Annotated in this window: 18 protein-coding genes; all 18 read right to left on the reverse strand. The window is 53.9% G+C overall.

What is annotated here, in order from left to right:
- Positions 1-40: 40 nt before the first annotated feature.
- A complete protein-coding gene (locus ACZ3HG_RS16585) occupies positions 41-2,191 on the reverse strand; it encodes a lysine decarboxylase LdcC (protein ID WP_191934075.1) in 2,151 nt (716 codons plus the stop codon).
- Between the two features lie 101 nt (positions 2,192-2,292).
- Positions 2,293-3,252, reverse strand: coding sequence for an acetyl-CoA carboxylase carboxyl transferase subunit alpha (gene accA, locus ACZ3HG_RS16590; RefSeq protein WP_465333455.1), 960 nt, complete (start codon positions 3,250-3,252; stop codon positions 2,293-2,295).
- Positions 3,253-3,264: 12 nt separating this feature from the next.
- Positions 3,265-6,747, reverse strand: a complete 3,483-nt coding sequence (dnaE, locus tag ACZ3HG_RS16595; protein WP_465333457.1) for a DNA polymerase III subunit alpha — start codon at positions 6,745-6,747, stop codon at positions 3,265-3,267.
- A 30-nt stretch (positions 6,748-6,777) separates the two neighbouring features.
- Positions 6,778-7,401, reverse strand: a complete 624-nt coding sequence (rnhB, locus tag ACZ3HG_RS16600; RefSeq protein ID WP_465333459.1) for a ribonuclease HII — start codon at positions 7,399-7,401, stop codon at positions 6,778-6,780.
- The gene (gene lpxB / locus ACZ3HG_RS16605) at positions 7,398-8,543 is read right to left on the reverse strand and encodes a lipid-A-disaccharide synthase (protein ID WP_191936180.1); all 1,146 of its coding nucleotides are present in this window, start codon (positions 8,541-8,543) and stop codon (positions 7,398-7,400) included. Before lpxB ends, rnhB begins: the two co-directional genes overlap by 4 nt.
- Positions 8,544-8,546: 3 nt before the next feature.
- Positions 8,547-9,335, reverse strand: a complete 789-nt coding sequence (gene lpxA, locus ACZ3HG_RS16610; protein WP_191934080.1) for an acyl-ACP--UDP-N-acetylglucosamine O-acyltransferase — start codon at positions 9,333-9,335, stop codon at positions 8,547-8,549.
- A 3-nt stretch (positions 9,336-9,338) separates the two neighbouring features.
- Positions 9,339-9,794 carry a 3-hydroxyacyl-ACP dehydratase FabZ gene (gene fabZ / locus ACZ3HG_RS16615; protein WP_062747091.1) on the reverse strand — a complete coding sequence of 152 codons (456 nt, stop codon included), beginning with the start codon at positions 9,792-9,794 and terminating at the stop codon, positions 9,339-9,341.
- Between the two features lie 149 nt (positions 9,795-9,943).
- Entirely contained in the window at positions 9,944-10,969 is a 1,026-nt protein-coding gene (gene lpxD, locus ACZ3HG_RS16620) for a UDP-3-O-(3-hydroxymyristoyl)glucosamine N-acyltransferase (protein WP_465333461.1), read from the reverse strand.
- A 3-nt stretch (positions 10,970-10,972) separates the two neighbouring features.
- Positions 10,973-11,470: a molecular chaperone Skp gene (gene skp, locus ACZ3HG_RS16625; RefSeq protein ID WP_062747096.1), complete on the reverse strand. Its 498-nt coding sequence runs from the start codon at positions 11,468-11,470 to the stop codon at positions 10,973-10,975.
- Positions 11,471-11,589: 119 nt separating this feature from the next.
- Positions 11,590-14,001: an outer membrane protein assembly factor BamA gene (gene bamA / locus ACZ3HG_RS16630; protein WP_191934082.1), complete on the reverse strand. Its 2,412-nt coding sequence runs from the start codon at positions 13,999-14,001 to the stop codon at positions 11,590-11,592.
- 55 nt (positions 14,002-14,056) lie between these two features.
- On the reverse strand, positions 14,057-15,406 hold the full coding sequence (rseP, locus tag ACZ3HG_RS16635) for a sigma E protease regulator RseP (protein ID WP_191934083.1): 1,350 nt from the start codon (positions 15,404-15,406) through the stop codon (positions 14,057-14,059).
- 9 nt (positions 15,407-15,415) lie between these two features.
- Positions 15,416-16,273: a phosphatidate cytidylyltransferase gene (cdsA, locus tag ACZ3HG_RS16640; protein ID WP_465333463.1), complete on the reverse strand. Its 858-nt coding sequence runs from the start codon at positions 16,271-16,273 to the stop codon at positions 15,416-15,418.
- Positions 16,274-16,291: 18 nt separating this feature from the next.
- Entirely contained in the window at positions 16,292-17,044 is a 753-nt protein-coding gene (ispU, locus tag ACZ3HG_RS16645; protein WP_062747107.1) for a (2E,6E)-farnesyl-diphosphate-specific ditrans,polycis-undecaprenyl-diphosphate synthase, read from the reverse strand.
- Between the two features lie 294 nt (positions 17,045-17,338).
- Positions 17,339-18,553: a 1-deoxy-D-xylulose-5-phosphate reductoisomerase gene (gene ispC / locus ACZ3HG_RS16650; RefSeq protein ID WP_191934085.1), complete on the reverse strand. Its 1,215-nt coding sequence runs from the start codon at positions 18,551-18,553 to the stop codon at positions 17,339-17,341.
- 134 nt (positions 18,554-18,687) lie between these two features.
- Entirely contained in the window at positions 18,688-19,245 is a 558-nt protein-coding gene (frr, locus tag ACZ3HG_RS16655; protein ID WP_191934086.1) for a ribosome recycling factor, read from the reverse strand.
- A 128-nt stretch (positions 19,246-19,373) separates the two neighbouring features.
- Complete coding sequence (gene pyrH / locus ACZ3HG_RS16660; RefSeq protein WP_062747112.1) at positions 19,374-20,099, reverse strand: UMP kinase; 726 nt, start codon at positions 20,097-20,099, stop codon at positions 19,374-19,376.
- A 155-nt stretch (positions 20,100-20,254) separates the two neighbouring features.
- Positions 20,255-21,106, reverse strand: a complete 852-nt coding sequence (gene tsf / locus ACZ3HG_RS16665; protein WP_062747115.1) for a translation elongation factor Ts — start codon at positions 21,104-21,106, stop codon at positions 20,255-20,257.
- 327 nt (positions 21,107-21,433) lie between these two features.
- Positions 21,434-22,159: a 30S ribosomal protein S2 gene (rpsB, locus tag ACZ3HG_RS16670; protein WP_062747118.1), complete on the reverse strand. Its 726-nt coding sequence runs from the start codon at positions 22,157-22,159 to the stop codon at positions 21,434-21,436.
- Between the last annotated feature and the right edge of the window lie 137 nt (positions 22,160-22,296).

Genomic DNA, 22,296 nt, shown 5'->3' on the forward strand with positions numbered 1-22,296 from the left:
CAGGCATCAGAGCAGCAAGGGTAAAATTCTGGATCTCCGGCTACATTCCGACGTCGTTTTTCAGCACACGCACGCGATACTGGCCTTCGTCCGTCAGCGTGGTGCCGTGAATATCAGTTTCGAACCCCGGATAATGCTTACCAATGGCACACAGCATCAGCAGAAAATCGAGCACCGCCCGGCTCTCTTCGGTGATCATCTCACCGGGCATCACCACCGGCACACCAGGAGGGTACGGCAGGATCATATTGGCGGAGATGCGCCCGACCAGCGCAGAGATATCCACCGTTTCGATATTGCCCTTTACCTGCTGCTGGAACATCTGGTGCGGCGTCAGTTTCATCTCCGGCAGCGTGGCAAACGCCTTCAGCATCAGACGCGGCAGATCGTGCTGACGGATCAGCGTGTGGATCCCCTGGGCCAGATCCTGAATACGCATATTGCGATAGAAGTCAGGATCTTCCGCATACAGATCCGGCAGCATGTTTTTGACCCGCAGATTAAGATCGTAGGATCGCTTAAATTCGGTCAGACCGCGCAGTACGCTCATCGCTTTGGTTTTATCAATGCCGATGCTGAACAGGAACAGCAGGTTGTAGGGCCCGGTTTTCTCCACCACCACACCGCGCTCATCGAGGAATTTCGCCACCAGCGCTGCAGGTATCCCCTCTTCGGCCATGTCGCCCAGCTCACTCATCCCCGGTGTCAGGATGGTCACTTTGATCGGATCAAGGTACATATGATCGGCATCCGCATCGCGGAAGCCGTGCCACTCCTCTTCACCGGGCTGGATCGGCCAGCATTCCGGCTCATCCACGCCTTCCGGCTGCCAGATGTCAAAGAACCAGCCTTCTGACTCTTCGCGCAGGCGCTGGACTTCGCGACGAAAATGCAGGGCCCGCTCCACCGAACGGTTAATCAGGCGCTTACCCGGATTACCCCGCAGCATCGCCGCCGCCGTCTCGATGGAAGCGACGATGGCATAGTTGGGCGACGTGGTGGTGTGCATCATATAGGCTTCATTAAAGGTCTGTTCGTCGTAATCCCCTTTAATATGGATCAGTGAGGCCTGAGAAAATGCCGCCAGCAATTTATGGGTAGACTGGGTTTCATAGATGACCTTGCCCGGCGTTCGCTCCCCGCTCATGCCGCTCAGCCCCTGATAGATAGGGTGGAAGTTGGTATAGGGCACCCAGGCAGAATCAAAGTGAATGGACGGCACGTCCAGTGTCTCTTTGATATAACGGGTATTGTACAGCAGCCCGTCATAGGTGGAGTTGGTGATCACCGCATGGACCGGCCAGCTGGCACGCGGCGTCTGTGCCACCTTCAGCGCAATACTCTCTTTCGTAAATTCGCGCTTCGGGATACCGCCGAGAATACCGAGTGCGTTCCGCGTGGGTTTTAACCAGATGGGGATGATATCGCTCATCATCAGTAGATGAGTTAATGACTTATGGCAGTTACGATCCACCAGCATCGTACTGCCCGACGGGGCGGCATACATCCCGACGATCTTATTCGACGTGGAGGTACCGTTGGTGACCATATAACTCTGCTCGGCACCAAACGTGCGTGCGACATACTCTTCCGCTTCGAGATGCGGGCCGGTATGGTCCAGCAACGATCCCAGTTCAGTGACGGATATCGAGATATCGGCCTTCAGGGTATTGGCCCCGAAAAAGTCGTAAAACAGACTGCCCACCGGGCTTTTCTGAAACGCCGTGCCCGCCATATGCCCGGGGGTACAGAAGGTATATTTTCCCTCTTTAACGTAGGTAAACAGGGCTTTGGTCAGCGGAGGCGTGATGGTATCGATATATTCGTCAGTATAATGACGGATGCGCTGGGCGATCTCTTCCGCTGCGTTCAGGGCGTATTCGAAGAACCAGATGGTCATGCGCATTTCATTAATGCTGACGTCCATCGTTGAGTGGGTGTTAATAAAGGCATAAAGCGGAAGATATTCGTTTAACTGGTTAATTTCACAGCACAGCTCCAGACTGTGTTCATCCCAGTCAAACACCACGCCACAGATGCGCGGGTTGTGTTCAATCAGCTTCAGCAGGTCGCTGGCGTCGTGCGGATAAATGGTCTGAAAACCCTGGCTTTTTAAGGTAGTGTCCAGCTCACGGATGGGTTCATCTTTATAAAAGGCGTTATGCGGTCCCATGATCGCGATAATATTCAATGTGGTCTCCTGGTCTGTTTGCTCCAGTGTGTAAGCATAGTGGACGCAAAACAAAAAGGGCCAGACGATGTCTGACCCTTTGGATAACGAATGGTGAAAAATCAGGCGTAGCCGTAGCTCATCAGACGCTGATAGCGGCGATCGAGCAGCTCTTCTTTAGAAAGCGTATCCAGATCGGCCAGATCGGCCAGCAGCTGGGCCTTCATCGATACACCGATTGCCAGCGGATTACGATGCGCGCCGCCCAGAGGTTCCGGGATGACGGTATCAATCAGCTTAAGCTCTTTCAGACGCGGTGCAATGATGCCCATCGCTTCGGCGGCCAGCGGCGCTTTGTCGGCGCTTTTCCACAGAATCGACGCACAACCTTCTGGTGAGATCACCGAGTAGGTACTGTACTGCAGCATATTCACTTTATCGCCAACGCCGATAGCCAGTGCACCACCGGATCCCCCTTCACCGATCACGGTGCAGATGACCGGCACGGTGAGTCCAGACATCTCACGCAGGTTACGGGCGATAGCTTCAGACTGACCGCGCTCTTCCGCACCGACGCCAGGGTAAGCACCCGGGGTGTCAATAAAGGTGATGATCGGCATATTAAAACGCTCGGCCATCTCCATCAGGCGCAGTGCTTTACGGTAGCCTTCAGGCGCAGGCATGCCGAAGTTACGACGGATTTTCTCTTTGGTTTCACGCCCTTTCTGATGACCAATAATCATCACCGGACGCCCCTCCAGACGCGCGGTGCCACCGACGATAGCTTTATCGTCGGCATAGGCACGGTCGCCCGCCAGCTCGTCAAAGTCCGTGAACACATTGCGAACATAGTCCAGCGTATACGGGCGCAGCGGATGACGCGCAAGCTGCGCAATCTGCCAGGCACCTAAATCTGAGAAGATTTTACGGGTCAGCTCAACGCTTTTATCGCGCAGACGCTGAATCTCTTCATCCAGATTAATATCCAGTTTTTCATCCTGACGGCCAACCGACTTGAGCGAATCAATCTTCGCTTCAAGTTCTGCGATTGGCTGTTCGAAATCCAGGTAATTAAGACTCATAATAATCCTGTTTTAGTCAAACTCCAGTTCCACCTGCTCCGATCCTATCAACGATCGCAGATCGTTCAGCAAACGATCGCTCGGCGACACGCGCCAGGTTGCACCGAAGCGCAACTTCGCCCGCGCATCCTCTCTCTGATAGTAGAGATGTACCGGAATTGTCCCCGAACGATGGGGTTCCAGGGATTGACGGAGACGGTTCAAAAGCTGGTCATCAATTTGCCTGTCCGTCAGCGAGATAGCAAGCCCGCGTGCATATTTTTCACGTGCTTCATCAATGTCCATCATATCGCGGGCCATCATTTTAAGCCCGCCGTTGAAGTCATCGAAGCTGACCTGCCCACTGACGATCAGGATACGGTCCTTCTCCAGCATATGCTGGAACTTATCTAACGCATCTGTAAACAACATCACTTCCAGACGACCAGAACGGTCATCCAGCGTGCAGATGCCAATACGGTTGCCGCGTTTTGTTACCATCACACGGGCCGCCACCACCAGACCGGCTGCCGTGGTCATCTTACCACGCTCGGTCGGGTGCATGTCTTTCAGGCGCAGTCCACCGACATAGCGCTCAATTTCTTTCAGGTACTGGTTGATTGGATGACCCGTTAAGTAAAGCCCTAACGTTTCCCTTTCGCCATCCAGCTGGATCTGTTCCGGCCAGGGAGTGACATCAGAGTAGGACTTCTCCACCTGTTCCGGGGCTTCAGCCAGCACGCCAAACATATCGGCCTGACCGATGGCTTCCGCTTTCGCATGCTGATCGGCCGCTTTCAGTGCATCCGGTAGCGCACTCATCAGTGCCGCACGGTGCGGGCCCAGGCGATCAAAGGCACCGGACATAATCAGCTTTTCCAGCACCCGCTTATTCAGCTTCTTCGTATCTGTTCGGGCGCACAGGTCAAACAGTTCGCGGAAGTAACCGCCTTCATTACGGGCTTCAATAATCGCTTCGATTGGGCCTTCACCCACGCCCTTGATCGCGCCAATGCCGTAAACGATTTCACCCGCATCGTTAACGTGGAACTGATACTGCCCGGAGTTGATATCCGGTGGCAGCACTTTCAGTCCCATCCGCCAGCACTCATCGACCAGGCCAACTACTTTCTCAGTATTATCCATATCAGCGGTCATGACCGCCGCCATAAATTCAGCCGGATAGTGTGCCTTCAGCCACAGTGTCTGGTAGGAAACCAGCGCATAGGCGGCGGAGTGAGACTTGTTAAACCCGTAACCAGCGAACTTCTCCACCAGGTCAAAAATTTTAATTGCCAGCTCACCGTCGATGCCGCGCGATTTCGCGCCGTCTTCAAAGCCGCCGCGCTGCTTGGCCATCTCGACCGGGTTCTTTTTACCCATTGCACGACGCAGCATATCGGCACCGCCGAGGCTGTATCCCGCCAGCACCTGGGCTATCTGCATCACCTGTTCCTGATAAAGGATGATGCCATAGGTCGGTTCCAGCACGGGCTTCAGTGACTCATGCTGCCACTGAATATCCGGGTAGGAGATCTCTTCGCGCCCGTGTTTACGGTCAATGAAGTTATCCACCATGCCGGACTGCAGCGGGCCGGGGCGGAACAGTGCGACCAGTGCGATCATATCCTCAAAGCAGTCTGGCTTCAGGCGTTTGATCAGGTCTTTCATGCCGCGTGATTCAAGCTGGAAAACCGCAGTGGTCTCCGAGCGTTGCAGCATATCGAAACTTTTTTTATCTTCAAGCGGAATTGCCGCGATATCGATTGGCGGCTCGCCCTGCTTTTCGCGTCGGGCGTTAATCATCGCCAGCGCCCAGTCAATGATCGTCAGGGTGCGCAGGCCCAGGAAGTCGAACTTCACCAGGCCGGCATATTCCACGTCGTTCTTATCAAACTGAGTAACCGGATGGTTGCCATTCTCGTCGCAGTACAGCGGCGCGAAGTCAGTAATTTTGGTCGGCGCGATGACCACGCCTCCGGCGTGTTTACCGGCGTTACGCGTCACCCCTTCCAGGATGCGCGCCATATCAATCAAAGCCTTAACTTCTTCATCTGCCTCATAAATCTCAGGCAACTGAGGCTCGGCGGCAAAGGCTTTTTCCAGCGTCATTCCCGGGTCGGGCGGCACCAGTTTAGAGATGCGATCGACAAAACCATAAGGATGACCCAGCACGCGCCCTACGTCGCGGATCACCGCTTTAGCAGCCATCGTACCGAAGGTAATAATCTGCGATACGGCCTGACGGCCATACATTTCTGCCACATGCTCAATCACCAGGTCACGTTTTTCCATGCAGAAATCGACGTCAAAGTCAGGCATTGAAACACGTTCAGGGTTGAGGAATCGTTCAAACAGCAGATCGAATTCCAGCGGGTCGAGGTCAGTGATTTTCAGCGCATAGGCCACCAGCGAGCCCGCACCCGATCCACGTCCCGGGCCCACCGGGACATCGTTATCCTTCGACCACTGGATGAATTCCATCACGATCAGAAAGTAGCCGGGGAACCCCATCTGGTTGATCACCGTCAGTTCGATGTCCAGGCGTTCGTCATATTCACCGCGGCGCTCGGCGCGCACCTGCTCGTCCGGGAACAGAAACGCCAGACGCTCTTCCAGCCCCTCTTTTGATTTCACCACCAAAAAATCTTCGGTGGTCATTTCACCGGTGGGGAACTGAGGCAGGAAATACTCCCCCAGACGGATGGTGACGTTACAGCGGCGGGCAATCTCCACGCTGTTTTCCAGCGCTTCCGGGATGTCCGAGAACAGCTCACACATCTCTTCTTCGCTGCGCATGAACTGCTGCGGGCTGTAGTTGCGGGGACGTTTGGGATCGTCGAGGGTAAAGCCGTCGTGAATAGCGACGCGAATTTCATGCGCGTCAAATTCCGTTTCCGTCAGGAAACAGACTTCGTTAGTGGCCACCACCGGCACGCCCTGCGCGATCGCCAGCTCTACCGCCGCGTGGAGATACGTCTCTTCATCCTGACGGCCCGTACGGATCAGCTCAAGGTAGTAGCGATCGGGAAAATGGTGCTGATAAAAGGCCAGACACTCGATCACCTGCGCCGTGTTACCGCGCAGCAGCATTTTGCCAACATCGCCACGCCGCCCACCGGACAGCAGAATGATGCCCTGCTGATGTTCCACCAGCCAGTCACGATCGATTGTCGGGCCTGCGGGACCATAACCCCGCTGGTAAGCGCGGGAAATCAGCAGCGTCAGGTTTTGATAGCCTTCGTTATCGGCGGCCAGTACGGTGATTTGAGACAGCTCATCACCCATGGCTTCGCTGCTGACGTTGAAATCGGCACCGATAATGGGCTTGATACCCTGACTGTGAGCGGTGCCGTAGAATTTCACCAGCCCGCACAGATTCGTAAAGTCAGTGATGCCGATGGCCGGCATCCCCATTTTTGCCGCGTTTTTCACCAACGGGCCAGTTTTCGCTAGCCCATCGATCATGGAGTAGTCACTGTGAACGCGTAAATGAATAAAACGAGGTTCGGCCATCTGAGATTCCGTTAAAACCAGGGATAAAAATTACAGCGTACGGACAACCGTTGCGCTGACGTCGGCATCCAGCAGCGCGTTACGCACAGGAGCAAAACTGCGACGGTGCAGTGGCGTCGCGCCAAACCGGGCCAGTTTTTCCATATGCAGAGCGGTCGGGTAACCTTTGTGCTGGGCAAAGCCATATTCAGGGTAAAGCCGGTCCAGCTCGGTCATTTCACGGTCGCGCGTCACTTTCGCAACGATCGACGCGGCACTGATCTCACGCACCAGGCTATCGCCTTTAACCACGGCCTGACTGGGCATGGCCAGGACCGGACAGCGGTTGCCATCTATCAGCACAAAGTCCGGCGTCAGATGCAGTCCTGCCACGGCACGCTGCATCGCCAGCATGGTGGCATGAAGGATATTAAGCTGGTCGATTTCCTCCGGTTCAGCGCGTCCCAGGCTCCAGCTTAACGCTTTCTCGATGATCTCATCAAACAGCGCCAGACGGCGTTTTTCCGACAGCTTTTTAGAGTCGGCAAGGCCGGCAATCGGCCGGGCCGGATCGAGGATCACCGCTGCCGTAACCACCGCGCCTACCAGGGGGCCACGCCCCACTTCATCCACACCGGCTATTAGCGTGGCGTTGGGATAGATAAATTCATTCATGGACACAGCTCCAGTACAGCCGCAGCAGCCTGCTCATCGGCGTTCCAGCGGATCTGATGATGCAGTTCAGCAAAGGTCGCCAGCAGCGCATCGCGGGTTTCACCTGCAGCCAGCAACGGCTCCAGCGCGGCGGCCAGCCGGTCAGGCTGACACTCATCCTGCAGCAGCTCTTTCACCAGCTCACGTCCCGCCAGCAGGTTAGGCAGCGAGACATACTCCGTTTTGACCAGGCGCTTCGCCAGCCAGAAGGTGAACGGCTTCATACGGTAGCCAACCACCATAGGGCATTTTGCCAGCATACACTCCAGCGCGGCGGTACCGGACGCCAGCAGTGCGGCATCGCTGGCCACCATGGCGGCCCGCCCTTTCCCATCCAGCAGGTGCATGATCAAATCAGGAGCCACTTCGGCTTTAATTTTCTCAAACTGTTCGCGACGGCGCGGGTTAACCAGCGGCACGACAATTTCCAGCGCCGGGTATTTAGCCCGTAATAATACCGCTGTTCGCAGGAAATCGGCACTCAGCATTTCTACTTCGGCCCCGCGGCTGCCAGGGAGCAGCGCCAGACACAGTGCGTCCGGGGCAATACCGAGCTCACGCCGTGCCGCCTGTTTATCCGGTTCAATCGGCATGGCATCGGCCATCGTATGGCCAATAAAGCGGCACGGCACGTTGAAACGATCGTAAAAGGCTTTTTCAAACGGCAGGAAGGCCAGCACCAGGTCCGTCGAGCGGCCAATCTTAAACACGCGCTTCTGCCGCCATGCCCAGACGGAGGGGCTGACGTAGTGAATCGTGCGGATGCCCTGCTGTTTCAGCTTACCTTCAAGGGTGATATTAAAATCTGGTGCATCAATGCCGACAAAGACATCGGGCCTGAGCGTAGTAAAGCGGCGGGTGAGGTCACGGCGGATATGCAACAGGCGACGCAAGCGGCCCAGCACCTCAACGATGCCCATCACCGCCAGCTCTTCCATTTCGTACCAGGCTTCACAGCCTTCGGCCTGCATCAGCGGTCCCGCCACGCCGACAAAACGGGCGTCAGGATGCTTTTCTTTCAGCGCACGGATAAGACCGGCACCAAGAATATCGCCGGAGGTTTCTCCGGCGACAAGGGCAATCGTTAAGGGATGCTTTGGCATGAGTTAACGAATCAGACCCCTTGTAGAACGGGCAAAGAAGTCGTAAAACGGCTGCACTTCCGGATGTGCCTGGGCGATCTCAGCGATCTCCGGTTTCACTTCGTCCAGCGTTTTCCCACTGCGGTACAACAGTTTGTACGCCGCGGTAATCGCATGGAGCGCATCTTTGCTGAAACCACGACGCTTCAGCCCGACCAGGTTGATACCAAACGGTGTCGCGTGGTTACCCTGAGCAATCACGTAAGGAGGAACATCCTGCGCGACACCCGAACAGCCACCCACCATGACATGAGCACCGATAATGCAGAACTGATGCACCGCCGTCATACCACCAATAATCGCATGGTCGTCAACGGTAACATGACCGGCCAGGGTGGCGTTATTCGCCAGAATGCAGTGGCTTCCCACAACACAGTCGTGCGCAACGTGAGCGTTGACCATCAGAAGATTGTCATCACCCACTTTCGTCAACCCACCGGACTGCGCCGTACCACGATGGATAGTGACGCTTTCACGGATACGGTTACGGTCGCCGATCTCAACTCGTGTCGGTTCACCAGCGTATTTCAGATCCTGATTCGCTTCACCAATTGAAGCAAACTGGTAGATGGTGTTGTCTTTACCAATAACGGTATGACCATTGACCACTACGTGAGACTTCAGAACCGTGCCTTCGCCGATCGAAACGTTTGCACCCACCGTGCAAAACGGACCAATCTGGACACCAGCGCCAATCACGGCGCCTTCTTCTACGATCGAGCTGGGGTGAATTACGGCGGTGCTATCAATCACGAATTAAGCCTCCCGGCTGCGAGCACACATCATCGTTGCTTCGCAGACAATTTTACCGTCTACGGTGGCCACACCTTTAAAGCGCGTCACACCACGGCGGGTTTTCTCGAAAGTGACTTCCATGATCATTTGGTCGCCAGGCACAACCGGACGCTTGAAGCGCGCATCGTCGATGCCGGCAAAGTAGTACAGCTCGCCCGGCTCAAGTTTCCCAACGCTTTTAAACGCCAGAATACCCGTAGCCTGTGCCATTGCTTCCAGAATCAGCACACCGGGGAAAATCGGTTTACCAGGGAAGTGGCCCTGGAAAAACGGTTCGTTAACCGAGACGTTTTTTACCGCACGCAGAAACTTGTTTTCTTCAAACTCAATCACGCGGTCAACCAGCAAGAACGGGTAACGGTGCGGTAAAAGTTCAATAATCTCTTCAATCTTCAGAGTATGAGTTTCAGTAGTCAAAATACTCTTCCTGTCCTAAAAATTCTGATGGCATCAATGACACGGCCCGCAACGATCATCCAATCGTCTGCAGGCCGCAAATTATATCTGTACGCTTACGCTTCCGCCTATTCTATTTATGAAAGCGGCGCAGCTTGGTGTTAACGTGCTTAGTCGTCTTTACCGACCTTGCGTTCGATGGCTTTTAAGCGCTTGCTTATTTCATCGATGTTCATCACCAGGGCTGCCGTTTTGCGCCAGGTTTTATTGGGCTGTAGCGGAATCCCGGAAGAGTATACTCCAGGTTCAGTGATTGGCCTCATCACCATTCCCATCCCTGTGACGGTAACTTTGTCACATATTTCCATATGACCATTAATCACGCTGGCACCACCAATCATGCAGTAGCGACCAATTTTCAGACTACCAGCCATGATAACACCACCGGCCACCGCGGTATTGTCGCCAATCACCACGTTGTGTGCAATCTGGCACTGGTTATCTATGATAACACCATTCCCTATATGGGTGTTATCAAGAGCACCGCGATCGATGGTGGTACAAGCACCAATCTCTACACGATCGCCAATAATCACCGTACCCAACTGTGGAATTTTCACCCAGTTACCGCGATCGTTAGCGTATCCGAAGCCATCAGAACCAATCACCGTGCCTGACTGAATCAGACAGTCAGCACCGATTTCAATTTCATGGTAGACAGAGACATTGGCCCAGAGACGCGTTCTGGCACCAATTTTGGTTCTTTTCCCGATAAAACATCCCGGGCCGATCACCACGTTGTCACCAAGGACCACGTCAGATTCGATCACCGCGTTGGCACCGATCGAAACGTGCTGACCTAGCTGCGCGCTGGGGTCGATCACCGCGCCAGGAGCGATATGGTTAGCCGGTTGCGGGGTAGTGTCCAGCAACTGGGCCATACGGGCGTAGGTCAGATACGGGTTTTTAACCACCAGCGCTGCGCCAGGGAAAAATTCCAGATCCGCTTCAGTGAGCACCACGGCTGAAGCCTGACAGGCTGCGAGCTGCTCGCGGTAACGGCTGTTTGATAGAAACGTGATCTGACCAGGTTGGGCGGATTGCATAGAAGCAATGCCGGAGATGGCGATATCGCCATCTCCGTGCAATTCTGCATCCAACTGCTGGGCTAAATCAGCCAGTCGAATTGAAGACATGACTTATTTAACCTGTTTCAGAACATCAGCAGTGATGTCTTTAGATTTAGCAGCATAGGCAACCGCGTTCTGGTCAATAACGACGTCGTAACCTTCGCTATCAGCCACTTTCTGCACGGCGTCCTGAATGCGGCTCAGGATTTTGTTACGCTCTTCCATCTGACGACGGCGATTGTCCTGCTCGAAAGCCTGCGCTTTGGTTGAGAACGCTTCACGCTGAGCCATCACGTCTTTTTCCATGCGGCTACGTTCAGACGCCTTCATGGTAGAGCCGTCACGCTGCAGACGCTGCATTTTGGTTTGCAGATCGCGTTCCATACCCTGCAACTCAGTTGCACGGCCTTTGAACTCGTTCTCCAGTTGTTTCGCAACGGTCGCACGCGCTGGTAACTGTTGGAAAATGCTGGAAACGTTCACCACTGCAATTTTATCAGCAGCCTGAGCACCAGCGGAAACCGCCAGAGCAATACCCAGACCTGCGGCACACAACAACTTTTTCACTATAAAACTCCTTACCATCAACGTTTGTGTCACGGACACATAGGTTGCGCTTACGTTGGTTGTCTCAGACACCGCGGTAAGCGCGATACTCTCTTGCTGTGCTTCCCTGCAGGTCCGAATTACCAGGTTTTACCAATGTTAAATTGGAACTGTTCGGCCTTATCTCCATCATACTTTTTGAACGGCTGGGCGTAGGAGAACACCAGCGGCCCCAGAGGTGACATCCACTGCAGTGCCAGACCGGCTGACATGCGGATGTTACTCGGATCGCTGTAGTCCGGGATACCGGCTGCACGCGTGGCTGCCGTGTTTTCCCATTTGGTGTCCCACACCGTACCCGCATCCACAAACAGTGACGTACGTACTGAGTTAGCATACTTCTCACTCAGGAACGGCGTCGGGGTGATCAGCTCTGCACTGGCCACGGCCATGGCGTTACCACCGATAGCATCATCAGAATTACAGACACGATTCACATCACTTCCTGAACAATCAGAAGAACCGTTGTTCAGGTAGGCGGCTTTAGGACCAATGTTATTGGAACGGAAGCCACGAACGGTGCTGGAGCCACCGGCATAGAAGTTCTCATAGAACGGCATCTCTTTACCGCTCAGGCCATCACCATAGCCCACGCGTCCACGACCTAACAGCACCCAGGTACGATCCTGATTCAGCGGCAGATACTGTTGCGTATCCAGCGTCGCTTTGTAGAAGGCGTTATCGGAGCCCGGGATGGTCACTTTACCGTTCAGGTTGGTACGGTTACCTGCCGTCGGGAAGAACCCGCGGTCGAGGGTGTTATACGTCCAGCCATAGTTAAAGGTGAAGTCATCTGCCGAGTAATCTTCGTCACCGGAAAGGCTCGGATTCTGCCCGACAGAACGCAGGTAACGCCACATGGCGATCTGCGGCTGCATGTTAGACAGGCTGTTATGCACATAGCCCAGTCCCACGCGCAGCGTGTTGTTTTCATTCACCGGGAAGCCCAGCGTGCCGTCTACACCATAACTTTTGTTGGTGTAGTCTGACAGGTCGGCGTCATCCGCTTTAAAGTCGTTGTAGAAGACGCGTCCGCCCAGGCTGACACCGTCGACCGTAAAGTACGGATCGGTCAGTGAGAACTCAGCATAGGTCTGGTAGTCGTTCTTGGTGCCGCTGATGCCGACAGTGTTACCGGTACCCAGCCAGTTATCCTGAGTCACGCCAACCTGGAAGCTGACACCGCTTTCGGTGCCGTAGCCGACGCCGAAGTTCAGCGTACCGGTGTTACGTTCTTTCACCTTGTAGACGACGTCAACCTGATCGGGTGAGCCCGGAACGCGCTGAGTTTCTGTATCAACGGTTTCAAAGTAACCCAGACGATTCAGACGCTCTTTGCCCTGCTCAACCAGATCGCTGCCCAGCCATGCCCCTTCCATCTGACGCATTTCGCGGCGCAGAACCGAATCCTTCGAAGTGTCATTCCCTTCGAAGCGGACTTTACGCACGTAGAAACGGTTGCCCGCATCGACATTAATACGCAGTTTAACGGTTTTGTTAGCGTCATCGATTTCAGGCTGCGTCTGCACGCGCGGATACGCATAGCCATAACGGCCCAGCAGCTTCTTGATGTCGTCTTCAATGCGGGTCACTTTCGACCCGTTATACAGTTCGCCCGGCGTGACTTTACTCAGGGTTTCAATTTCCGCTGAGTGTCCTGCCAGATTACCGCTCACCGCGACGCCAGAAAGCTTGTACTGATCGCCTTCATTGATGTTAACGGTGATGTAGATACCTTTTTTGTCCGGCGTCAGGCTGACCTGAGTCGAATCAATATTGAATCGGGCGTAGCCGCGGTCCAGATAGAAGCTGCGCAGGGTTTCAAGGTCACCAGCGAGTTTCTGCTTCTGGTATTTACGATCGCCCACCACGTTCCACCATGGCACTTCATCACGCAACTGGAAGCGCGAGATCAGTTCATCAGAGCTGTACGCTTTATTACCCACGATGTTGATCTGCTGGATCTTAGCGGACACGCCCTCGGTGAAGACCAGCTTCAGGTCGACACGGTTGCGTGGCAGTGGGGTAACCACCGCTTTCACACTGGCGCTGTATTTACCGACGCTGTAGTAAAAGTCTTCCAGCCCTTTCTCAATCGAGGAGATGGTGGTGCGATCCAGTGCTTCACCTACGCGCACGCCTGACGCTTCCAGGTTCTGCTTCAGCATATCCTCTTTCACCGCTTTGTTACCGGAGAAAGTGATGCTGGCAATCGTCGGACGTTCTTTCACCTGGACGATCAGCGTATTGCCGTCGCGCAGGACCTGAACATCTTCGAAATTCCCGGTCGCAAACAGTGCACGAATGGTGTTACTGAGATCTTCATCAGAGACAGTGTCTCCAACGCGGACAGGCATACTGAGCAATGCCGCACCGACGGCGACTCGCTGCAGGCCTTCGAAATGAATATCATTCACTACGAATCCGTCTGCACCGTATACGGTTACGCTGCTAAACAGCAGCGACGCTATGAGCAACTTTTTCATCGCCATCGTTTTTATGCATTCTTCCTAACTGGTTCTCACGAACAGCTTACCGACTGGCAAACTATAGCCTTGAGAAATCATTGAATAGCGCAAGCCCCATTAACAGCACCAGCACAATCGAGCCGATACGATAACTGAAGTCCTGAACTCGCTCGGAAACCTGCCCTCCTTTGATCTTCTCAATCAACAGGAACAGCAGATGACCACCATCTAACACCGGCAGTGGGAACAGGTTGATTATCCCTAAATTCACGCTAATCAGAGCGAGGAACATCAGGTAGTAGATCAAACCATATTCCGCTGACATCCCAGCACCCTGGGCGATTGAAATCGGCCCGCTGAGATTGTTCAACTTCACATCACCGACAATCAGTTTGCCTAACATGCTTACCGTCAGCTTCATCAGTTGCCAGGTTTTCGCGCTGGCCTCACCGATTGCCGCAAACGGGCCATACTGGCGCACCGTTCTGTACTCTTCAGGTAGCGGAATAATGCGCGGTATCACGCCCGCAAACCCTTCTGCCTTGTTGTGTGGATTAACGTCTGGCGTCAGCGTCAAATCGACGGTGCTGCCCTGCCGTTCCACCTCAATGGGTATGTTTTTGCCCGGATTCTCGCGTACCGTGGCAACAAAACTCTGCCAGTGCTCCAAAGGCTGACCATCGACTTTAACGATCCTGTCGCCGGCTTGCAAACCCGCTCGACTTGCTGCTGAATCTTTCTGCACCTGCGCCAGCACCGATTCGATCTGAGGACCCCGGGGCTGGATGCCCAGTGATGTGACCGGATCCTGCTTGTCGGGTTCAAACTGCCAGCCCTGAAGATTCACCGTCTTATCACGGGTGTTATCACTGCCAAACGGAGCTACGGTGAAGGTGGTGTGCTGATCGCCAATCTTCGCTACCAGTGCCATTCGCACAGCATCCCAATCAGGCGTTTCGATACCGTCAACGGCTTTAAGTTCCGTGCCTGGGGTAATTTGAGCTTCAGCGGCGGGCGAACCGCTCACTATTTCGCCAACAACCGGGCGCACGCCGGGGACGCCGATAATAAACACCAGCCAGTAGGCAAAAATAGCAAAGATGAAATTCGCCACAGGGCCAGCGCTGACAATCGCGGCGCGTTGCAGGATCGTTTTATTATTGAAGGACTGATGGCGAAGTTCAGGCGGCACGCTTTCGACGCGTTCGTCGAGCATCTTGACGTACCCGCCCAGGGGGATCAGCGCGATAACATACTCTGTGCCCTGCTTGTCACGGCGTCGCCACAGTGCCTTACCAAAACCGATGGAGAAGCGCTCGACTTTCACGCCGCAGCGGCGGGCGACCCAGAAATGGCCGAACTCATGCACGGTGATTAAAATCCCCAGCGCAACGATAAAGGCAGCAAAACTCCAGAGTATGCTCAACATAATGTTTCCCTACAGCGTCCCAAAGACCAGCAATAACAGGCAGGCGAACACCGGAACGGCCGCCGTGAGGCTGTCAATACGGTCAAGAATGCCGCCGTGGCCAGGGATCAGACTGCCGCTGTCTTTAATGCCAGCTTCACGTTTGAACATGCTTTCGGTTAAATCCCCGAGCACCGACGCCAGCGCAGCAATAATGGAGCAAATCAGCAGCGTCGATAGCGGTACCTGCAACGGAGCAAACACGCTGAACAGCCAGGAAATTAACGCCGAGGTGACCAGACCGCCAAAGAAACCTTCCCAGGTCTTGCCCGGGGAGACCTTCGGCGCCAGCTTATACTTGCCAAACAGCTTACCAAACATGTAAGCCCCGGAATCGGCTCCCCAGACGAGGAACATCACGTACAACAGCCACCAGGCACCGGCATAGTGGTCAACGTCATAGTGATACTGACGCAGAGCCAGCATTCCCCAGAAGAACGGGACAATGGTCAGCAAGCCAAAGATCAGACGCAGCACGCGTGAATGACGCCAGAATGTGGCAGAACCGGGATAGGAGAGAACCAGCAGCAGCGCCACTATCCACCATCCCAGCGATACCCAAAGGGCACCGCCAATCTGAGGCAGATGCACTGAATGCTGGTACGCCGGGAGCGTAAACAGCATAAAGGCCAGCAGCAGGCCGCACAGCAAAGCCAGCCAGACGCGCTGAGAGCGCGCAGCAAAGCCTGCAAACTGACCCCATTCCCATGCGGCCAGCATACAGATCGCTAAAATAGTGATGGCAAACCCTAGCGGCGGCAGCAAAAAGAGGGCTGCAATGACGATAGGTATCAATATAAACGCGGTAATCAGGCGAGACTTCAGCAAAGATTACCCCCAGTGCGCTCAGGCGCCGCCGGGTGCTGCGCCGCCAAACCGACGCTCTCGTTGTGCAAACGCATTCAGTGCACCTTCAAAAACTTGTTCATCAAAATCAGGCCAAAGAGTATCGGTAAACCAAAACTCTGCATAGGCAACTTGCCAAAGCAGGAAGTTACTAATCCGATGCTCTCCCCCGGTCCTTATTACGAGATCCACAGGTGCCAGTTCATTCAGGCAGAGATAGGGGTGAAGCGTCTCTTCTTCGATCTGGTCCGGACGAAGAAGCCCTTCCTGTACCTGTTCTGCTATTTTTCTGACTCCATGGATAATATCCCAACGTCCGCCATAATTCGCAGCAATGTTGAGTGTTAGTCCATTATTTTGTTGAGTAAGTTCCTCAGCACGGCGAATACGCTCCTGGAGACGGGAGTTAAACCGACTGATATCACCGATAATTTTCAACCGGACATTATGCTTGTGCAGACTTTTCACTTCGCTGTCGAGTGCCCAGACGAACAATTCCATCAGTGCCAGAACTTCCTGATGAGGACGATTCCAGTTTTCACTACTAAAGGCATAAAGCGTGAGCGCATCAAGTTTATTGCTGACCGCAAAACTCACGGCGCGCCGCACGGATTTCACTCCCGCTTTATGACCAGAAATACGCAGCTTGCCCTGGTTTTTAGCCCAGCGGCCGTTGCCATCCATAATGATGGCCACATGGCGGGGGCCTGTCCCCTGCTGGTCATCGGTTTGTAATTTATTTTCGGACGACATAATGCGTAACTATTTCCTTATTCAGAAATATACCCTTCATATTTGAAGCTGCTACCGCAGGGGCTGCCGCATTCACCCCGGCCACTTAACTGCTTAAGCATCCGAACGTTCCTGCACCTGCCGCCTTGCTTCAGCACCAACGACGTTGGGTATGCAACGGCTTCTGAAATATCTCACCTGCCCGGCGTAAAGCGCGTGCGATTGCGCAAGTTTACCTGCTAAATCACGCCGTGATACCGGAACGGTGGGGCAAGACTATACCACCTCCGCCCAGCGCTCACAAATGGCGACGCGTTAAATCGCGCTGACCCGACCAGCCGCAAAACGGGGCAATAAGGCGCGTGCCGCAGCACGGGCTTCATGGTCGATAGCAATGACCTCGTCAACACTCTGAGGCTCCTGACAAGACAGCGTCTCCAGTACCGCGACATTTAATGCCGCAATATCGGTGAAGCGGATCGCTGATGCGAGAAACGCCGCAACGGCGATTTCATTTGCCGCATTCAGCGTCGTGGTCGCCGCCTGCCCCGTCATACTGGCATCAATAGCCAGTTTCAGACAGGGGTAGCGCGCGAAGTCAGGTTCAGCGAAGGTCAGGGCCGACATTCGGGTGAAATCAAGCGGTTGAGCGCCCGAAGTCACGCGCTGCGGCCAGGCCATTGCGTGCGCGATAGGGGTACGCATATCCGGCGATCCAAGCTGGGCAATCACACTGCCATCCCGATAGCGCACCATCGAATGGATGACAGACTGAGGATGCAGAACCACTTCCATCTGCTTATCAGTCGCATTAAACAGCCAGCGGGCTTCGATATATTCCAGGCCTTTGTTCATCATGGTGGCCGAATCAACGGAGATTTTTCTCCCCATCGACCAGTTCGGATGTGCACACGCCTGATCCGGTGTCATATGACCTAATTCTGCCAGCGGCGTGTCACGGAACGGGCCACCCGACCCCGTGAGGATAATACTGTCAATGCCATTATCTTCGAGAGAAGCGTACCCTAACTGCTGCTGGAGGGAAGCAGGCAAACTCTGAAAAATGGCGTTGTGCTCACTATCAATAGGTAGCAGCTGGGCTTTCGAGGCGCTGACGGCCTCCAGGAAAAGGCGGCCGCAGGTGACAAGCGACTCTTTATTGGCCAGTAAAACCTGTTTTCCGGCGCGAATTGCCGCCAGGGTAGGTAATAATCCTGCCGCACCCACAATCGCGGCCATCACCTGATCCACATCGTCCAGCGCGGCAAGGTCACAGGAAGCCTGATCCCCACTGAGCACCTCTGTGTCCACATGCAGATCTTTCAGACGAAGTCGCAGCGCGTCCGCCGACTGAACATCGGACATAGCGGCATAGGCGGGGCGGAATTCCAGACACTGCTCAACCATCAGTTCGACGTTACGCCCGGCAACCAGTGCTTTAATGGCGAACAGATGGGGGTTAGCGCGCACCACGCCCAGCGTGCTGGTGCCGATGGATCCGGTCGATCCGAGGATGGTCAATTGCTTCATGAGATTGCTCTGCGTAAACCCGCTCAGGAGAAGAATACCCTGTTGCCGGGAGAGTTAACAAACGCAAAACGCCGCCAGACCAGCCCTTCGTTCGAACGGCAATCTGTGCGGCGTTTACCGGGAGGAAGATGGGATCAGAAGTCCATCAGCTCCGCTTCTTTCTCGGCCAGCGCGCTGTCAATTTTCTTGATAAACACGTCGGTCATTTTTTGAACGTCTTCCTGACAACGGCGATCGTCGTCTTCACTGATCTCTTTATCTTTTAGCAGCGCTTTCACTTTGTCGTTTGCATCACGACGCACGTTACGCACAGACACGCGACCCTGCTCGGCTTCACCGCGCACGATTTTGATCAGGTCTTTACGACGCTCTTCAGTCAGTGCGGGTAGCGGAACGCGAATATCCGTCCCTGCTGACATAGGGTTCAGGCCCAGGTCAGAAGACATAATCGCTTTTTCAACGGCGGCGCTGATTGAGCGGTCAAAAACGTTGATTTTCAGCGTACGGGAATCTTCCACCGTGACGCTGGCCAACTGACGCAGCGGCGTCGCTGAACCGTAGTAATCCACCATGATACCGTCGAGAATGCTCGGCGACGCACGGCCGGTGCGAATTTTGCTGATATGGTTTTTGAATGCCTCGACGCATTTTTCCATGCGCGTTTCTGCATCTTTCTTGATGTCGTTAATCACGTGGGAACCCTTGGAATCTGTTTGATCCACCAGCCTCTGGCATCGCCAGAAGCCGTTCAAATACATTTAAAGATAATCCTGACAGGCAGAATATACCTTATTTTAACCCTTTTAACCGCAGACTGATATTAATGCGTAATCAGCGTGCCTTCTTTTTCGCCCATCACCACGCGGCGCAGTGCGCCCGGCTTGTTCATATTGAACACGCGGATAGGCAGTGAATGGTCACGCGCCAGGGTAAAGGCGGCCAGGTCCATCACTTTCAGTTCTTTATCCAGTACTTCAGTATAGGTCAACTGATCGTGCAGGACAGCATCCGGGTTCTTCACCGGATCGGAAGAGTAAACACCGTCAACTTTGGTCGCTTTCAGCACCACATCGGCTTCGATTTCGATACCGCGCAGGCAGGCTGCGGAGTCAGTGGTAAAGAACGGGTTACCGGTACCGGCGGAGAAAATCACCACGCGGTTGTTGCGCAGCAGGCTAATGGCTTCTGCCCAGCTATAATTATCACACACGCCATTCAATGGAATCGCTGACATCAGACGGGCGTTGACATAAGCACGATGCAGCGCATCACGCATCGCCAGGCCATTCATCACCGTCGCCAGCATTCCCATATGGTCGCCAACAACGCGATTCATCCCGGCCTGAGCCAGGCCCGCACCACGGAACAGATTCCCCCCGCCGATGACCACACCTACCTGAATGCCCAGCTCTACCAGTTCTTTCACTTCCTGAGCCATACGATCCAGCACGCTGGCATCGATACCGAAGCCTTCAGCACCTTGCAGTGCTTCGCCACTCAGTTTAAGCAGGATACGTTGATATACGGGTTTTGCATTGGTCGCCATGGTATTTTTCCTGGAAGATATCGTCGAAAAGGGGTGTTAACTGTGTGCGGTATCATCCTAAAAGCATCAGACAAATACTATTGGGATGAGACTGAAAATGCGCTGTCGGAAGACAGGCAAAAAAGAACCGCCATCTGGCGGTTCTTCTTAAGCGATTAAGACTGCTTGGACATCGCCGCGACTTCTGCCGCGAAATCTGTCTCAGCTTTCTCAATACCTTCGCCCACTTCAAAGCGGATGAAGTTGGTCACGTCTGCATTTTTCTCTTTCAGCAGCTGGCCCACAGTTTTGCTTGGGTCAATGACGAAAGGCTGACCGGTCAGAGAAACTTCGCCGGTGAATTTCTTCATACGGCCTTCAACCATTTTCTCTGCGATTTCTTTCGGCTTGCCAGACTGCATGGCGATGTCCAGCTGAACCTGGTACTCTTTCTCTACCACTTCAGCAGACACATCTTCAGGCTTAACGAATTCTGGCTTGCTGGCAGCAACGTGCATTGCCAGCTGCTTAACCAGCTCTTCGTCAGCGCTTTTAGCCGCGATCAGAACACCGATACGTGCACCGTGCAGGTATGAACCCAGCACGTCACCTTCCAGAGAAGACACGCGACGAATGTTGATGTTTTCACCGATTTTAGCAACCAGTGCAACGCGCTCTTCTTCGAACTGTGCTTTCAGCACATCAACGTCAGTGATTTTGCCGGCAACAGCCGCATCCAGCACTTTGTCAGCGAAGGCCTGGAAACCAGAGTCTTTAGCAACGAAGTCAGTCTGGCAGTTTACTTCCAGAATCACACCGTAGTTGCCGTCGATCTTGGTTTTGATCACGCCATCAGCAGCAACGTTGCCTGCTTTTTTAGCGGCTTTGATCGCGCCAGATTTACGCATGTTCTCGATCGCCAGCTCGATGTCGCCGTTGGCTTCGGTCAGTGCTTTTTTACAATCCATCATGCCAGCGCCAGTGCGCTCGCGCAGTTCTTTTACCAGAGCAGCGGTAATATCAGCCATTCTCTAATCCTCGGTTAGCGTGCATCTGTCAGCTGGCCAGTAATGGCGTTCGCTACAGATGCCAGGTCTCGGGAGAAACATTCTGCCCCGCTGAATTTTCCTTCATCTTCCAGGCCACAGAGATGCTGGCTGTCTTCGGTCCCGCCAGTCACTAACGGATGTCAGCGTCTGAACGGCCCTTAGTTGCCCTCTTTCCTGCAACGTGAAATCTAGCGGATAAATATGACATTCAGCAAAGCGAAGTCGAAAAAATAAAGGGGCCAATCAAGGCCCCTTCCTTACAGATTCACATCTGATGTACAAGGGCTCTCTAAAGAGCAAGCCTTATTACTCAGCTTCAGCGAAGGTTTCTTCTGCCTGCTGAGCCAGGTCCTGCGAGCGACCTTCACGTACAGTGGTAGCCACTGCAGTCAGGTACAGGCTAACAGCACGGATTGCATCGTCATTACCTGGGATAATGAAGTCTACGCCGTCTGGATCAGAGTTGGTATCAACGATAGAAAACACTGGGATACCCAGGTTGTTTGCTTCTTTGATAGCGATGTGTTCGTGATCTGCATCAACAACAAACAGTGCGTCTGGCAGGCCGCCCATGTCTTTGATACCGCCCAGGCTGTTTTCCAGCTTGGCCAGTTCACGAGCGCGCATCAGCGCTTCTTTCTTGGTCAGTTTGTCGAAAGTGCCGTCCTGAGACTGGATTTCCAGGTCTTTCAGACGTTTGATTGACTGACGAACAGTTTTCCAGTTAGTCAGCATACCACCCAACCAGCGGTGATTAACGAAGAACTGGTCGCAGCTCAGAGCGTGCTCTTTTACCGCTTCGCTTGCAGCGCGCTTGGTACCAACGAACAGGATCTTACCTTTACGGGAAGAGATCTTGCTCAACTCAGCCAGAGCTTCGTTGAACATTGGTACAGTTTTCTCAAGGTTGATGATGTGAACTTTGTTACGTGCGCCGAAGATGAATGGCTTCATTTTCGGGTTCCAGTAACGGGTCTGGTGACCGAAGTGTACACCGGCCTTGAGCATGTCGCGCATGGAAACAGTTGCCATGATTACCTCTATAGATATAGTTTGGGGTTAAGCCTCCACGTATCCCATACAACCGACCCATCGGCTCTTTCGAACCAGCAAGGCACCCCGGCGTAGGTGTCGATACGTGTGTGTTATTTACACATAGTGAGATTTAT

The organism is Erwinia sp. PME.40.26/001, assembly GCF_055556675.1.

What these genes read in the sequence shown, in the direction of transcription:
- accA (WP_465333455.1), bottom strand. Translation starts at nt 3,252, where the DNA reads ATGAGTCTTAATTACCTGGATTTCGAACAGCCAATCGCAGAACTTGAA.
- dnaE (WP_465333457.1), bottom strand. Translation starts at nt 6,747, where the DNA reads ATGGCCGAACCTCGTTTTATTCATTTACGCGTTCACAGTGACTACTCC.
- rnhB (WP_465333459.1), bottom strand. Translation starts at nt 7,401, where the DNA reads ATGAATGAATTTATCTATCCCAACGCCACGCTAATAGCCGGTGTGGAT.
- lpxB (WP_191936180.1), bottom strand. Translation starts at nt 8,543, where the DNA reads ATGCCAAAGCATCCCTTAACGATTGCCCTTGTCGCCGGAGAAACCTCC.
- lpxD (WP_465333461.1), bottom strand. Translation starts at nt 10,969, where the DNA reads ATGTCTTCAATTCGACTGGCTGATTTAGCCCAGCAGTTGGATGCAGAA.
- bamA (WP_191934082.1), bottom strand. Translation starts at nt 14,001, where the DNA reads ATGGCGATGAAAAAGTTGCTCATAGCGTCGCTGCTGTTTAGCAGCGTA.
- rseP (WP_191934083.1), bottom strand. Translation starts at nt 15,406, where the DNA reads ATGTTGAGCATACTCTGGAGTTTTGCTGCCTTTATCGTTGCGCTGGGG.
- ispU (WP_062747107.1), bottom strand. Translation starts at nt 17,044, where the DNA reads ATGTCGTCCGAAAATAAATTACAAACCGATGACCAGCAGGGGACAGGC.
- ispC (WP_191934085.1), bottom strand. Translation starts at nt 18,553, where the DNA reads ATGAAGCAATTGACCATCCTCGGATCGACCGGATCCATCGGCACCAGC.
- pyrH (WP_062747112.1), bottom strand. Translation starts at nt 20,099, where the DNA reads ATGGCGACCAATGCAAAACCCGTATATCAACGTATCCTGCTTAAACTG.
- tsf (WP_062747115.1), bottom strand. Translation starts at nt 21,106, where the DNA reads ATGGCTGATATTACCGCTGCTCTGGTAAAAGAACTGCGCGAGCGCACT.
- rpsB (WP_062747118.1), bottom strand. Translation starts at nt 22,159, where the DNA reads ATGGCAACTGTTTCCATGCGCGACATGCTCAAGGCCGGTGTACACTTC.